This window comes from Novosphingobium sp. MD-1 (assembly GCF_001014975.1).
Lineage (GTDB): Bacteria > Pseudomonadota > Alphaproteobacteria > Sphingomonadales > Sphingomonadaceae > Novosphingobium.
Genome location: NZ_BBXA01000028.1, coordinates 19,606 through 34,533, shown reverse-complemented (window position 1 = coordinate 34,533; position 14,928 = coordinate 19,606). Strand labels below are relative to the sequence as shown.

Genomic DNA, 14,928 nt, shown 5'->3' with positions numbered 1-14,928 from the left:
CCAAACATTGCATTGGCTGGCATGGCGCGTGCGGCCCATGGACACGGCGAGATTACGCCATGCAATTGGGAGCACGGGATATGTCGGGTATCGTCGTCCAGAATATCGAGCGGGCCGATCCGGCCGTGATCGACGGCCTTGCCGCCTGCGGCGTGGCCACCGTGCACGAGGCGCAGGGCCGGACCGGCCTGCTCGCCAGCTACATGCGCCCGATCTATCGCGGCGCGCGCGTCGCGGGCAGCGCGCTGACGATCAGCGCCGCGCCCGGCGACAACTGGATGGTCCATGTCGCCATCGAACAGCTCCAGGCCGGGGACATCCTCCTGCTCGCGCCGACCTCTCCGTGCGAGGACGGCTACTTCGGCGATCTTCTCGCCACCAGCGCGCAGGCGCGCGGCTGCCGCGGCCTGGTGATCGACGCCGGCGTGCGCGACGTGCGTGATCTTACCGAGATGGAATTCCCCGTCTGGTCCAAGGCGATCTATGCGCAGGGCACGGTCAAGAACACGCTGGGCAGCGTCAACGTGCCGGTCGTCTGCGCCAACGCGCTGGTCAATCCGGGCGACGTGATCGTGGCCGACGACGACGGCGTCTGCGTGGTCCCCCGCGCCAACGCCGAAGCCGTGCTGAAAGCCGCGCAGGCGCGCGAAGCCAACGAAGGCGAAAAACGCGCCAAGCTGGCTGCCGGGGTTCTGGGGCTGGACATGTACAAGATGCGCGAACGGCTCGAGAAGGAAGGGCTGAAGTATGTGTGAGGGGGCGAACATGGCGCCTGTCACTCCCCTCCCGCTTGCGGGAGGGGTCGGGGGTGGGCCGTCCCAGCGCCGTGCCCGCCGCCTGCCCACCCCCAGCCCCTCCCGCAAGCGGGAGGGGGGCCGATGATCTCCGGCTTCTCTGCCCCCTGCATGTGGATGCGCGGCGGCACGTCCAAGGGCGGATACTTCCTCAAGGAAGACCTTCCCGTCGATACCGCCGCGCGCGACGCGTTCCTGCTCGGCGTGATGGGCAGCCCCGATCCGCGCCAGATCGACGGCATGGGCGGCGCGGACCCGCTGACCAGCAAGGTGGCCGTGGTAGCGAAGTCCACGCGCGAGGGGATCGACGTCGATTACCTGTTCCTGCAGGTGTTCGTCGATCAGGCGATCGTTACCGACGCGCAGAACTGCGGCAACATCCTGGCCGGGATCGGCCCCTTCGCGATCGAGCGCGGCCTTGTCGCCGCCACCGGCGATGAAACCCGTGTCGCCATTTTCATGGAAAACACCGGCCAGGTAGCCGTGGCCACGGTGCGGACGCCGGGCGGCAAGGTGACGTACGCGGGCGACGCCGCCATCGATGGCGTGCCGGGCACCCATGCGCCGGTGCCGCTGGAATTCCGCGATACCGCCGGATCTTCGTGCGGGGCGCTGCTGCCCACGGGCAACGCGGTCGATGTAGTCAACGGCGTGCCGGTGACGCTGATCGACAACGGCATGCCCTGCGTGGTGATGAAAGCGCAGGACGTGGGTATCACCGGCTACGAGGACCGGGACTGGCTTGACAACGCCACCGAGCTGAAGGCCAGGATCGAAGCGATCCGGCTGGCCGTGGGCGAACGCATGAACCTGGGCGACGTGAAGGAAAAGTCCGTCCCCAAGATGATGCTCGTCGCGCCGCCGAAAAACGGCGGCGCCGTTACCGTGCGCAGCTTCATTCCCCACCGCGCCCATGCCACCATCGGCGTGCTGGGGGCGGTGAGCGTCGCTACTGCCTGCCTCATCCCTGGTTCGCCGGCGGCCGAGGTGGCCGTGATCCCCGACGGCATGCGCAAGACGCTGTCGGTGGAACACCCCACCGGCGAGATGAGCTGCGTGCTCGAAACCGATGAAACCGGCGCGGTGCACACCGCCGCGCTGCTGCGCACCGCGCGCAAGCTGATGGACGGCGTGGTGTTCGGATAGGCTATCACCCACACTGCTTCGTCATTGCGAGCAAAGCGAAGCAATCCAGAGGTCCACGCAGAACCGCCCTGGATTGCCGCGTCGCCTCCGGCTCCTCGCAATGACGAAAACCGGAGAAGTACGAATGACCGACCGCATCCTGAGCTGGCACACAAACCCGTCCAAGCCGCGCTACACCCCGCCCGCCGGCGCGATCGACGCGCATTGCCACGTGTTCGGCCCGATGGCGCAGTTCCCGTTCAGCGCCAAGGCCAAGTACCTGCCGCGGGATGCCGGGCCGGACATGCTGTTCGCGCTGCGCGATCACCTGGGCTTCACCAAAAACGTGATCGTGCAGGCAAGCTGCCATGGCACGGACAACGCCGCCACGCTGGATGCCATCGCCAAGTCCGATGGCAAGGCGCGCGGCGTCGCCGTGGTCGATCCCGCGATTTCGGAAGCCGATCTTCATGCCCTGCACGAAGGCGGCATTCGTGGCATCCGCTTCAATTTCCTCAAGCGGCTGGTCGATGACGCGCCGAAGGACAAGTTCCTCGAAGTCGCCAACCGGCTGCCCAAGGGCTGGCACGTGGTGATCTATTTCGAGGCCGATATTCTCGACGAACTGCGCCCGTTCATGGACGCCATCCCCGTGCCGCTGGTGATCGACCACATGGGCCGCCCCGATGTGCGGCAGGGTCCGGACGGCGCGGACATGAAGGCCTTCCGCGCCTTTCTGGACAGCCGTGAGGACATCTGGTTCAAGGCCACCTGCCCCGACCGGCTCGACGCGATCAAGGAAGGCGGCGCGGGCGATCCGTGGAACGCCTTTGCCGACGCCGTGGCGCCGCTGGTGGCCGATTATCAGGACCGCGTGTTGTGGGGCACCGACTGGCCGCACCCCAACATGGACACTGAGATCCCCGACGACGGCCATCTGGTCGACATGATCCCGCGGATCGCCCCGACCGAGGAACTCCAGCGCAAGCTGCTGATCGACAACCCCACCGCGCTTTACTGGGCCGACTGACAGCCCGCACGGGCAGGCCCCGCGCCTGCCCGATCACCCCTTTGTCAGGCCGCTGCACCACCCGGCGCGCAGCGAAAAATTAAGCCCCTTCGGTTAGAGGCCACTCTGACGGAAGGGACGGCAAGTGATCCGCACGCAACCGCATATCGATGGCGAGGCCGCGCCGCGGTCGGCTTCCGCGCGCGTGTACAAGACGGTGGCGTTTGCCCCGGCCCTCGCCGATCCGGCCTTTTGCGCGGCATGGACCCGGCTCGAAGCGTCCGCCGCCTTGCCAACGCAGGGATTGGCCTTCGTCACCGCGCTGGCCTGTTCGATGCTGGCCGGCGCCGACATCAACGTTTTCGCCGTCGCCCACGAGATCGGCGGGCAGGAACTGGCCGCGCGAGGATGGGAGGGACTGGCGGCGCTGCTGCCCTTGTATCGCGATGCTTCCAGCCGACCACACCGCTGGCGGATGCCCGGCGCGCGCGAGGTCTATGAACCTTGCGATGCGCTCTATGATAGCCCCGAAGCCGCGCACCGGCTCGCCCAGGCCATCGCCGGGCAATCGCAGCCCGTCTCGCTGGACCGGATACCGGCGCAGTCGCTGCTCGTCCCCACGCTGCGCGCGGCGATGAAAGGGCGCGGACTGGTGTCGGTCCGGTCCGCCCTGCCCTGTCCCACGATCACGCTTGGACCGGCGTGGGAACACCCTGAAGACCAGTTCAACGCCGGCCGCCGTTCCGACTTCCGCCGCGCCACGCGCAAGGCCGCGGCCATGGGCGCCGTGACTTACGAGGTCCACGCGCCCGATCCAGACACCTTCGACCGCTGGTTCGACGAGGCGCTCGATGTCGAACTGCATAGCTGGAAGAAGGAGGCAGGGACGGCCATGGCCAGTGATCGGGCCAAGGCCGATTTCTTCCGAGCCTTCTTCCGCGCCGCCAGTGCCGCCGGCACGTTCCGCGTCGCCTTCGTGCGCATCGATGGACAGCCGGCCGCCATGCAGCTTGCGATCGAGCACGCCGCGCGCTTCTGGCTGTTCAAGATCGGCTACGACGAACGCTTCGGCAAATGTTCACCGGGAACGCTGCTGATGCTGCACACGCTGCGATATGCGGCTTCGCGCGGGCTTATCGCCTACGAGCTGCTCGGCAATATCGAGCCGTGGATCTCCGAACTGTGGACGCGCGATCACCACGAGTGCGTGCGGCTGCGCACCTATCCGTTCTCCATCGCCGGGCTGACGGCGCTGGCCGTGGACGGCAGCGATTGGCTGCGCCAGCGCCTGTTTCCCGAAACCGGTGCCTGATGCGCGGCGTGAAAGCCGCCCTGCGTGACGCGCGCTATGCCCTTCCCGGCCGTCTGGGGCGCCTGCTGCCCGCGCCGGATGCGCGATCCGTCGCGCGGCTGGCGCGGCGGCTCGAACGGCGCGGGATCGGGGTAACAACGGGTTACATCCCGGGGCCGGACGCGGAACCCGCTGCAGTGGCGGCCAAGAACATCGCCGCCATCGCGCTGCTCGCGAGCCAGGGCGGCGCGCCCTATCTCTCGGCCAAGCTGCCCACACTGGCGTTCGACGAGCCCGCCTTCGCCGCCATCGCGCAGGCCGCGAGCACCGCCGCCATGCCTTTGCTGTTCGACGCGCATGCGCTGAAGGACGCGGAACCGATCCACGGATATCTGGCGGCCCTGCTCCCGGAACAGCCCGGCACCGGCTGCGTCCTTCCCGCGCGCTGGCGGCGCAGCCTGGACGATGCGGCGCGCCTGCGCGACACCACCGCCCGCTTGCGCCTCGTCAAGGGCGAATGGGCCGATCCCGATTGGCCGGATTGCGACATGGACCACGCCTATCGCGCGCTGGTGGAAACGCTGGCCGGTCGAACCGCCCCGGTATCCGTGGCCACGCACAAGCCGGAGCTGGCGGACCATGCGCTGCGCACCTTGCGCGCCGCCGGCACGCCGTGCGAACTCGAACAGTTGCGGGGGCTGCCGATGCGGCGCACCATGGCCATCGCGCGCGCGCAGGGCGTGTCGGTCCGCGTCTATATCCCGTTCGGCGAAGGGTGGTGGCCCTATGCGCTCGACAAGGCGCTCGCCCGCCCGTACCTGCCGCTGTGGATGCTGCGCGACCTGATCGGCTGAAACGCCCTACTTTTGATCCGCATCCACGCGCTTGTAGTCCTCCTGGATGGCCTTGGGCACATCCTCGAAGCTGTCCCACGGCAGCGGCTTGTGCAGTTCCATCGACCAGCGCTCGAGCCACTCGATCCCGTCCTTGCCGCTATAAGGATCGGGCGTGCGGTACGCCGGATCACGCATCGCCTGGTCCAGCGAGACCGGACGCAGCCGCTGGCGCTTCAGGATCGCGGCCAGTTCGTCCATGCTGTCGGCATTGAGCCGCGTGGCGTGCAGCAGCATGACGTAGGGTATATCGCGGCCGAACAACGCGCGCGATGCCGAACGATACCAGCCGATCGTCCGTTCGGTATAGGCGAGGTAGGTGGCACGGATGCGCTGCCGGCGGGGTTCGTCATGCCGCGCGATGGCGTCGTCGTAAGGCTCGGCGAACTCCCAGTCGTCCGCGTCGATGGTGACCGGAGCGTTGCGGTAGCCATGCTCGGTCAGCCACTGCTCGATCTCGCGCTTGACCGCTTCGGGCGATCCGGTCTCCAGATAGGGATAGCGGAACCAGCGCGGCCGGCGGTGGCGTTCGGCGAGCAGTTCGCGAATGACCGGCTCGCCGCGCGCGATGTCCGCGATATAGGCCCGCCCCCCGATCTGGTTCGGCGAATTGTGCGAGAAGGTGTGGTTGCCCAGGTCCATCCCGGCATCAAGCCAGCGCCGCAGGTTGGCGATCTGGCGCGGTCGGTCGAGCGCCAGCTTGCCTTCGTTGACGAAGCCCGTCGCCGGGAAATGATAGTGTCGCAGGCCGCGCAGGATCATCACGTTGATGTAATCGACATAAGGCTGGCTGTTGAGCTGGGTCAGGCCGGGCAGATCATCGAACGTCAGCGCGATCGTGCCACGCGGCGGCCGCGCGGGCGCTTGCGGCGCGGGCTTGGCGGCGGCATTCGGCAAGACGTTCGGCAGAGCATGGGCATTGGGCGCGGCACGAACGACCGGCGCCGCCAGCACCAGCAGCGCCAGCGATGGCAGGAACAACAGGAACTTGCGCATTGGCTTCCTCTGTCGGCGGGCGGTCCCCCGGTAGCGCTCTAGCGCGACAATCGGGGATGCGCCACTCGCGCCGGTTTTCGTATGCCCGGCGGTCCGATCCAAATAGGATCGATCACACCATGTCGGCCGGGCGCACCAGCCGGTCGAACGTGGCTTCGTCCACCAGCCCCAGCGCCAGCCCCGCCTCGCGCAGGGTCAACCCTTGCGCGTGCGCGTGCTTGGCAATCTTGGCGGCGTTGTCGTAGCCGATCGCGGGCGCCAGCGCCGTCACCAGCATCAGCGACCGGTCGACCAGTTCGGCAATGCGCCCGGTGTTCGGCTCGATGCCTTCCACGCAGCGTTCCGCGAAGCTGTCCATGCCGACGGCAAGCAGGTGGACGGACCGCAGCACGGCCGCGCCAATCAGCGGCTTGAACACATTGAGTTCCAGATGGCCCTGCAAGCCGCCGACCGTCACCGCCTGGTGGTTGCCGATCACTTGCGCGGACACCATCGTCAGCATCTCGCACTGCGTGGGGTTGACCTTGCCCGGCATGATCGAGCTGCCCGGTTCGTTGGCCGGCAGGTCCAGTTCCCCCAGCCCCGAACGCGGACCGGACCCGAGCAGGCGAATATCGTTGGCGATCTTGGTCAGCGCCACCGCCAGCGTGGCCAGCGTGGCCGAGAAGTGCACCAGCGCATCGTTCGATGCCAGCGCCTCGAACTTGTTGGGCGCGGTCACATAGGGGCGGCCGGTCAGCGCCGCGACTTCGGCGGCGAAGTCCTCGCTGAACCCTTCGGGCGCGTTCAACCCTGTGCCCACGGCCGTGCCGCCCTGCGCCAGACGGAGCAGAAAGGCCTCCGTATCGCGCAAGCGGCGATAGGCATCGCGCAACTGCTGGACATAGCCCGAGAATTCCTGGCCCAGCGTCAGCGGCGTGGCATCCTGCAGATGGGTTCGGCCGATCTTGACGATACCCTGCCATGCCTCCGCCTTGACCGTCAGCGCGCCGCACAGCCGGTCGAGCGCGGGAATCAGATCATCGTTCAGGGCCTGCACCGCCGCGATATGCAGCGCGGTCGGAAAGCTATCGTTGGACGACTGCCCGCGATTGACGTGATCGTTGGGATGGACCGGGTTCTTGCCGCCGCGCGTTCCCGTCAGGATCTCGTTGGCGCGCCCGGCGATCACTTCGTTGACGTTCATGTTCGATTGCGTGCCGCTGCCGGTCTGCCAGATGACCAGCGGGAACTGATCGTCGTGCCGGCCCGCGATCACTTCGCCCGCCGCCGTGCCGATCGCGTCGGCCAGTCCGGCATCCAGCCCGTGCCGCCGGTTCACCCGCGCCGCCGCCTGCTTGACCAGCGCCAGCGCGCGCACGATGCCCAGCGGCATCCTTTCCTGCATACCGAAAGGGAAATTCTCGACGCTGCGCTGGGTCTGCGCGCCCCAGTAAGCGGATGCGGGGACGGCGATTTCGCCAATACTGTCGGATTCAAGGCGCGTGGCGGTCATGGGATCACTCCGGAAGGGCGGCCTTATCCTACACCGGCTCGACAGCAAGGCCAGCCAGTGCGATGAAAACCGCGATGCGCCAATCCCTGACCGAACTTGCCGTTCCCACGCCGGGCCGCGGCCTTCACGAAATCACGCCCCAAGTCGCGGGCTGGGTCGCCGCGCAAGGGATCGAGACGGGGCTCCTCACCGCGTTCTGCCGGCATACCTCGGCCTCGCTGTGCATCCAGGAAAATGCCGCGCCCGAAGTACGGGGCGACGTGGTGCGCTGGCTCGACCGGCTGGCCCCGGAGAATGCGGGCTATGCCCATGACGACGAAGGGCCGGACGACATGCCGGCGCACCTCAAGGCAATCCTGACCGGCGTTTCGCTGTCGATCCCGATCGCCGGCGGACGCCCAGCGCTCGGCACATGGCAGGGCGTCTATCTGGTCGAGCACCGCCGGGCACCGCACCGCCGCAAGGTGGTGCTCCACCTGATCGGAGCTTAGGGTCCTGACCCTGGGCACATCGGAGTTATCCGCGCTTCATGGTGTCGCACGGATGCGCTAACGCGGGGCCGACCTGATCCGGAGGCCCCGATGTCCGCCCTTCTTCGCGCTACCGTTGCCGCAGCGCTTCTGCTTTCCCCCGCCACCGCCATCGCGCAGGAAAGCCCCGCGCCGGCCACCAGCGCCAGTCCCGCCCTGCCGCCCGTCGATCCCGCGCGGCTACAGGCCGCCACCGCCACGGTCGACCACATCTTCCCGGCCGGCACCTATGCCAAGATCATGAACGGCACGATGGACACCATCGTCCGGCAATCGGTCGACAGCATGACCGCGCTGCCGATGCGCGATCTCGTTGGCCTGGCGGGCCTGAAGCCCGAGGAAGCGGCCAAAGTCGGCAAGGGCACCATGGCCGAAGTCATGGCCATTCTTGATCCCGCCTTCCGCCAGCGCACCGATCTTTCCATGACGGTGATGCGCGACGAGATGACCGCGATGATGACCCAGTTCGAGCCGGACATGCGCGCAGGGCTGGCCGAAGCCTATGCCCGCCGTTTCTCCGCCGCCCAGCTCGACGAGTTGAACCACTTCTTCGCCACGCCCACGGGCAGCGAATATGCCAGCAATTCGATGACACTGTTCATGGACCCGGCCGTCATAGGCCGGATGCAGGCGCTGCTGCCGCAGATCATGCGCCAGATGCCGGCGATGATCCAGAAGATGACCGCCGCCACCGCCAACCTGCCCAAGCCGCGCCGCTATGCCGATCTGACGGCGGCGGAACGCGCGCAGCTTGCCCGGCTGCTCGGCCTCAGCGAAGCCGATCTGGCAGGGCGCCAGCCGCGCAAGGGCCAGTAGAGCAAAGCACCGTCGCGCGTTCAGTCCGCGGGGTTGTACTTCGCCAGGAACACGTCGAGCCGGTCCAGCCATTGCTGCATGTTGGCGCTGGTCGAAAAGCCGTGGCCTTCACCTTCCAGCGTATAGAACTCATAGGGTTTGCCGGAGAGCTTGAGCGCGTCGGCAAACAGTTTCGACTGCTTGAAGGGCACGCGCTGGTCCTCGGTTCCGTGCATCATCAGCACCGGCACCCGCAGGCGATCCAGCGTGAACAGCGGCGATACGGTCTTGAGGTCGAACGTTTCCTCACCCTGCACGGTCCGCCGCCAGTCCTTGCGATACCGCTTGCTGACCTTGAACGCGATCTGGAACTTGAGCTGGCGCGGCAGGTCCGAGATGCCGGCGAAACTGGCTGCGCAACGATACCGTTCGGGATTGCGCGCGGCGCCCCACAGCGCGGCATAGCCGCCATAGGAAGAACCGACCAGGCACACCCGCTTTGGATCGATCGTGCCGTCCCTGGCCAGCCAGTCCATCCCGTCATCGAGATCGTCCTGCATGGCCCGGCCCCACTGGCCCTCGCCCTTCTCGTAGAACGCTTTGCCATAACCGCCCGAGCCGCGGAATTCCGGCTGGAGCACCGCATAGCCGCGATTGGCCAGGAACTGCACCTCGGGATCGAACGTGCCATCGTCACGAACGTCATACGGCCCGCCGTGCGGCAGGATCACCAGCGGCAGGTTCTTCGGGTCCCGCCCGGCCGGCAGGGTGAGATAGGCGGGCACATCAAGACCGTCACGCGCCTTGTAATGCACATAGCGGGTCGGCACGAGGTCGGCGGAACGCAGCTTTTCGTTCACGCGTGCCAGAAGCATCATCTTGCCGGCGTCCTGCCCGTACAAATAGTATTGCCCTGCGTTACTGGACGACCCGAGGTGGACCATCAGCACGGAATCGTCGCGGCTGCGCGAAACGATCGACGCCTGCATATCGCCGACCGCCTTGTCGATCGCGTCCTGCACATCGTGCATCCCCTTGTCGAACCAGTGCACCCGGGGCTTGTCGTCGGTGTACCATGCGGCCAGCAGGTTCGCGCCATCGGGCGTGGTATCGAAATCGTCGATGTCGTTCGACACGTTGTCGAGGATCAGTTCGCCCCGTTCGCGCGTGGCGAAGTTGAAGCGGTAGAGCGCGTAGCGCCCGGTCGCCTCGTTGTTCATGATCCGGTAGCCGAGATCGCTGCCCTGATAGATGCGGAACGCGTCGAAACCGGCGTCCTCATCCCCCTGTTTGGCCTTCACTACCGTATGGAACGATTCCGTGGCGTTCGGGCGGTAGATCATCGTCCAGCGCTCTCCCGACCAGCCGAAGCCGGCCCGCACCACGCCCTTGTCATCGGCATACCAGTCCCAGATGTCAGTGCGGGAGGGAACGACCTGCTTCTGTTTGTTGGTCGCAAGCTCGATGCTGAACACGGAGGGGTAGTCATAGATCGTGCTCTGATAGGCCAGCAGGATCGACTGCCCTTCGGGATCGATCCAGAGCACGTCATCGCCGACCAGCCCTTCCTCCCGGCCGCCGATGAAGCGGGTCTTGCCGGTGGTGATGTCGAACGCCACCAGCCGCGTCTGCCAGGCATCGTCGCCGTCCCAGGGCACCGATTTGCCCATGCTTATCAGGATCGTGCCGTTTCCGGCCCAGCGATACCAGTTGAGATCGTAATCGTTCCCAAGGGCCATGACCCGGGGATTGTTCTCGCCGATCTTGATGACCCCGATGCAATCCTTGCCGGCGACATTCAGCCGGGCGACAATGCGCGTACCATCGGGCGAGAGCTTGGGATTGCGCATGAACGGCTGGTTGGCCAGCACGCTGGTTTCGATGCGCGGGGGGCGGGACTGCGCGGCCGGCGCGGCATCCGTTTGTGCGAGGAGCGGCGCCCCGGCCGCAAGCATGATCGTGGTTGCCGCCCCGGCAAGCCAGCGCTTGTAGAACATCGAATCCCCCGGTCTTAAAACACCGCCCTGTGCCGAATGAGGCGATGGAAGACGCCGCCGTCAATTCTCTTTCCGCGTTACATCTCCATGAAATAGCGCAAGAATGGACGTTCCAATGCGAAACCGCCCCCTCCCGGCAAACGGGAGAGGGCGGCTGTGTTCGCGCCGCGACCGGCCGCGGGTCAGGACACGCTGAAGTTCAGCGCGCCATCGCCTTCGTCGATCCGCACGGTGCTGCCGTCCGGAATCTCGCCGCCCAGCAGCTTCTCGGCCAGCGGGTCCTGCAGATAACGCTGCACCGCGCGCTTGAGCGGCCTTGCGCCATAGACCGGATCATAGCCCACGCGGCCCAGCCAGCGCTTGGCGGCGTCGGTCAGGTCGATCGCGATCTTGCGGTCCTTGAGCAGCCCGGCGACGCGCGCCACCTGGATGTCGACGATCGGCGCCATGTGTTCCTGGCCCAGGCGGTGGAACAGGATGATTTCGTCCAGCCGGTTCAGGAATTCCGGCCGGAAGTGCCCGCGCACCACTTCCATCACCTGCGGTTCGACCGAGGTGACGTCCTGCCCTTCCTCAAGGTTGGCGAGGTACTGGCTGCCCAGGTTCGAGGTCAGGATGATCAGCGTGTTGGTGAAATCCACCACGCGCCCCTGCCCGTCGGTCAGCCGGCCATCGTCCAGCACCTGCAGCAGCACGTTGAACACGTCGTTGTGCGCTTTCTCGACCTCGTCGAACAGCACGACCTGGTAAGGCCGCCTGCGAACCGCTTCGGTAAGAACACCGCCTTCATCATAACCAACATAGCCCGGAGGCGCGCCGATCAGGCGGCTGACGGAGTGCTTCTCCATGAACTCGCTCATGTCGATGCGCACCATCGCGCTGTCGTCGTCGAAGAGGAAGCCGGCGAGCGCCTTGGTCAGCTCGGTCTTGCCGACGCCGGTGGGGCCAAGGAACAGGAACGAGCCCAGCGGCCGGTTCGGGTCCTGCAGCCCCGCGCGGGCGCGGCGCACCGCCTTGGACACGGCCACGACCGCGTCCTTCTGCCCGATCACGCGGCGGCCCAGCTCCTCCTCCATGTGGAGCAGCTTCTCGCGTTCGCCTTCCATCATCTTGTCGACCGGCACGCCGGTCCACTTGCTGACCACGGCGGCGATGTCCTCGGCCGTCACTTCCTCGCGCAGCAGCGCGTTCTCGGACTGGGTATGCGCGTCAGCCAGCTGCTTCTCCAGCTCGGGAATGCGGCCGTAGGCCAGCTCGCCCGCCTTGGCGAGATCGCCCTGGCGCTGCGCCTGCTCCAGTTCCATCCGCGCGGCGTCCAGCGCCTCCTTGATCTTGCCCTCGGCGGCGATCTTGTCGCGCTCGTTCTGCCAGCGCGTCGTCAGTTCGGACGACTGCTGCTCCAGGTTGGCCAGCTCCTCGCGCAGGTTCTCCAGCCGGTCCTTCGAGGCCGTGTCGCTTTCCTTGGCGAGCGCCATTTCCTCGATCTTGAGCTGGATGATGCGGCGGTCGAGCTTCTCGATCTCCTCGGGCTTCGATTCCACTTCCATGCGGATGCGGCTGGCGGCCTCGTCCATCAGGTCGATGGCCTTGTCCGGCAGGAAGCGGTCGGAGATGTAGCGGTTGGACAGCGTGGCCGCGGCGACGATCGCGTTGTCGGCGATGCGCACGCCGTGGTGCAGCTCGTACTTGTCCTTGATGCCGCGCAGGATGCTGATCGTGTCCTCCACGGTCGGCTCGCCCACGAACACCGGCTGGAACCGCCGCTGCAGCGCGGGGTCCTTCTCGATGTACTTCTGGTACTCGTCGAGCGTGGTCGCGCCGATGCAGTGCAGTTCACCCCGCGCCAGCGCCGGCTTGAGCAGGTTGGAAGCGTCCATCGCGCCATCGGTCTTGCCCGCGCCGATCAGCGTGTGCATCTCGTCGATGAACAGGATGATCTCGCCCTCGGCGCCCTTCACCTCGTCCAGCACCGCCTTGAGCCGTTCCTCGAACTCGCCGCGATACTTCGCACCGGCGATCAGCGCGCCCATGTCCAGCGCCATCAGCCGCCGGTCGCGCAGCGATTCCGGCACGTCGCCGTTGGCGATGCGCAGCGCCAGGCCTTCCGCGATCGCGGTCTTGCCCACGCCGGGTTCGCCGATCAGCGCCGGGTTGTTCTTGGTGCGCCGGGCGAGAATCTGCACGGTGCGGCGGATTTCCTCGTCGCGGCCGATCACCGGATCGAGCTTGCCCTCGCGCGCTGCCTCCGTGAGATCGCGGGCGTACTTCTTCATCGCCTCATAGGCGTTTTCCGCCCCGGCGCTGTCGGCCGTGCGGCCGCCGCGCAACTGGGTGATCGCCGCTTCCAGCGCCGGCGCGGTGACGCCCGCGGCCTTGAGCGCCTGCCCCGCCGCCGTGGTGGTCGCCAGCGTCAGCGCCACCAGCATCCGTTCGACGGTGACGAAGCTGTCGCCCGACTTGGCGGCGATCTGCTCGGCCTGGTCGAGCACGCGCACGGCATCGTTGTCGAGGCCCGGCGTCTGCTGCGCGCCGGAGCCGGACACGGCGGCGATCTTCGCCAGCGCCTTGTCGACTTCGGCCTGCGCCAGCGCGGCATTGCCGCCGGCGCGCTGGATCAGCCCGGAGGCCATGCCCTCGCCGTCTTCCAGCAGGGCTTTCAGGATATGGTCCGGCGTGATCCGCTGATGGTTCATGCGGATGGCAACGGTCTGGGCCGCCTGCAGGAAGCCCTTGGCACGATCGGTGAATTTCTCGAGGTTCATGGGGTCTAATGTCCTCCTGTTGCGCCAGAGATAGTGTTGCGTTTGGGCAACACAAGGACATGGGTCAAATTTTGGGTGATGACATTCATGACAAAGCTAGCTGTCGATACGCCCCGTAACTGCGTGGCAGTTCGAGAATTGAAATTACTAAGACGATGCCTCTCACCGTTGGGAACGCGCTGCGTCTATCAGGCTTCTAATGTCCTTCAGAGAGCGGAGTTGCGGTTCTGGTGGAGCGTGTTCTGCTGGCAGCCATTGGCCCCCTTGGGCTTTCGCCATCAAATCCAATAAAAGATTGGAAGCTCTAGAAAATTGCCTTGAAACTAGATCAATATCTCTGACACAGAGTGATCCACTTGGCGGCAATGGCCTCTTAGATTTGATCTTCGGTTCCTTATATGAGATTGGCACGATCGCGTATCGTCGCCCCGCACTTGCTCCATAGAATCCGATAGTTCGGCAATGCGCGATCTTGTTACGCGTTGAGGACAAAGCACGAACCTGTTCACGCAATCTTGCCCAGTCCTCGATCAGCTCTTTGAACGTATTTGATTGCGCAATTGCATTGTCCGTAAATGCCAGCTTCGTTCTGAAGTTATCGATTGCGTAGAAGGACGCACCGACGACCTTTGTCGGCACGCCGGAAAAAGCGACAGTGCAGATGTTGAATAGGCCGTTCTCAACATGCGCCCACTGCGTAATCGCCTGTCCTATGGCCATATGGAAGGCGATGTGTTCCTCGACGGGGGTCAGCACCGGGACAGTCATCAATAACACCGATCAAATTGAAAAAGCGACGCTTTACGCCTGACGCGAAACACCCTCGTAAGCCACATAAGCCCACGAAAGAGTCCAGTCCAAAAACTTACGACAGCAGCATTTCCTACCTCTACTTCCGAGGCGCGTCACCAGTCGGACCACGATTAGGCAACCGAATTTAACTCGGTTGATTCGATCGCGAGGCGGCGTTGCCCTAATTGGCATTTGGATCTCTCCATACACCGTTCTTGTCACCCTTTTTGCGCCGCCAATCGACGCGCAGGCGTCCGCCGGAAAGTCGCCTTCACACTCTCGCCGGAAATACCCCACCCGGCCAACGCGTTAGCCCATCCTAACGCGCCTCAAAATGCTGCATCGCAACAAGTCGGTCAGATCACCGTCACCGGAGCAGCGCCGAACTGCAACCTGCGCCCCCTAGGTGCCGCCCGGGAGCCCGATCGGGTCGGGCGGTTCAAATCCCA

General features: G+C 65.8%; 12 protein-coding genes. 7 read left to right on the top strand and 5 right to left on the bottom strand.

All coding sequences use genetic code 11. From position 1 onward, the window contains the following. The first annotated feature begins 80 nt into the window (after positions 1-80). From ligK to NMD1_RS11075, 5 genes are all read left to right on the top strand, one after another. A complete protein-coding gene (ligK, locus tag NMD1_RS11095) occupies positions 81-755 on the top strand; it encodes a 4-carboxy-4-hydroxy-2-oxoadipate aldolase/oxaloacetate decarboxylase (protein WP_125954805.1) in 675 nt (224 codons plus the stop codon). A 123-nt stretch (positions 756-878) separates the two neighbouring features. Beyond that, positions 879-1,940 (top strand): 4-oxalomesaconate tautomerase, encoded by a 1,062-nt coding sequence (locus tag NMD1_RS11090; protein WP_125954804.1) that lies wholly within the window; start codon positions 879-881, stop codon positions 1,938-1,940. A gap of 124 nt (positions 1,941-2,064) precedes the next feature. Continuing rightward, on the top strand, positions 2,065-2,949 hold the full coding sequence (locus NMD1_RS11085) for an amidohydrolase family protein (RefSeq protein WP_124807800.1): 885 nt from the start codon (positions 2,065-2,067) through the stop codon (positions 2,947-2,949). 124 nt (positions 2,950-3,073) lie between these two features. Continuing rightward, positions 3,074-4,240: a GNAT family N-acetyltransferase gene (locus NMD1_RS11080; protein WP_124807801.1), complete on the top strand. Its 1,167-nt coding sequence runs from the start codon at positions 3,074-3,076 to the stop codon at positions 4,238-4,240. Then, positions 4,240-5,073, top strand: coding sequence for a proline dehydrogenase (locus tag NMD1_RS11075; RefSeq protein ID WP_124807802.1), 834 nt, complete (start codon positions 4,240-4,242; stop codon positions 5,071-5,073). The genes NMD1_RS11080 and NMD1_RS11075 overlap by 1 nt, the downstream gene beginning before the upstream one ends. A 6-nt stretch (positions 5,074-5,079) precedes the next feature. Here the strand turns inward: NMD1_RS11075 and NMD1_RS11070 are convergent, their stop codons facing one another. Together NMD1_RS11070 and fumC are read right to left on the bottom strand one after the other, a co-directional pair. Then, positions 5,080-6,108 carry a polysaccharide deacetylase family protein gene (locus NMD1_RS11070; RefSeq protein WP_124807803.1) on the bottom strand — a complete coding sequence of 343 codons (1,029 nt, stop codon included), beginning with the start codon at positions 6,106-6,108 and terminating at the stop codon, positions 5,080-5,082. 112 nt (positions 6,109-6,220) lie between these two features. Then, positions 6,221-7,603 (bottom strand): class II fumarate hydratase, encoded by a 1,383-nt coding sequence (fumC, locus tag NMD1_RS11065; RefSeq protein WP_125954803.1) that lies wholly within the window; start codon positions 7,601-7,603, stop codon positions 6,221-6,223. Between the two features lie 74 nt (positions 7,604-7,677). Here fumC and NMD1_RS11060 point away from each other — a divergent pair, with 74 nt between their 5' ends. Together NMD1_RS11060 and NMD1_RS11055 are read left to right on the top strand one after the other, a co-directional pair. Continuing rightward, positions 7,678-8,094, top strand: coding sequence for a secondary thiamine-phosphate synthase enzyme YjbQ (locus tag NMD1_RS11060; protein ID WP_125954802.1), 417 nt, complete (start codon positions 7,678-7,680; stop codon positions 8,092-8,094). 90 nt (positions 8,095-8,184) lie between these two features. After that, positions 8,185-8,949 (top strand): DUF2059 domain-containing protein, encoded by a 765-nt coding sequence (locus tag NMD1_RS11055; RefSeq protein ID WP_125954801.1) that lies wholly within the window; start codon positions 8,185-8,187, stop codon positions 8,947-8,949. 20 nt (positions 8,950-8,969) lie between these two features. Here NMD1_RS11055 and NMD1_RS11050 read toward each other — a convergent pair whose 3' ends face one another. From NMD1_RS11050 to NMD1_RS11040, 3 genes are all read right to left on the bottom strand, one after another. After that, positions 8,970-10,925: a S9 family peptidase gene (locus NMD1_RS11050; protein ID WP_125954800.1), complete on the bottom strand. Its 1,956-nt coding sequence runs from the start codon at positions 10,923-10,925 to the stop codon at positions 8,970-8,972. Between the two features lie 182 nt (positions 10,926-11,107). Further along, entirely contained in the window at positions 11,108-13,687 is a 2,580-nt protein-coding gene (clpB, locus tag NMD1_RS11045) for an ATP-dependent chaperone ClpB (RefSeq protein ID WP_125954799.1), read from the bottom strand. Between the two features lie 162 nt (positions 13,688-13,849). Continuing rightward, positions 13,850-14,443: a hypothetical protein gene (locus NMD1_RS11040; protein ID WP_125954798.1), complete on the bottom strand. Its 594-nt coding sequence runs from the start codon at positions 14,441-14,443 to the stop codon at positions 13,850-13,852. Positions 14,444-14,928: the final 485 nt, after the last annotated feature.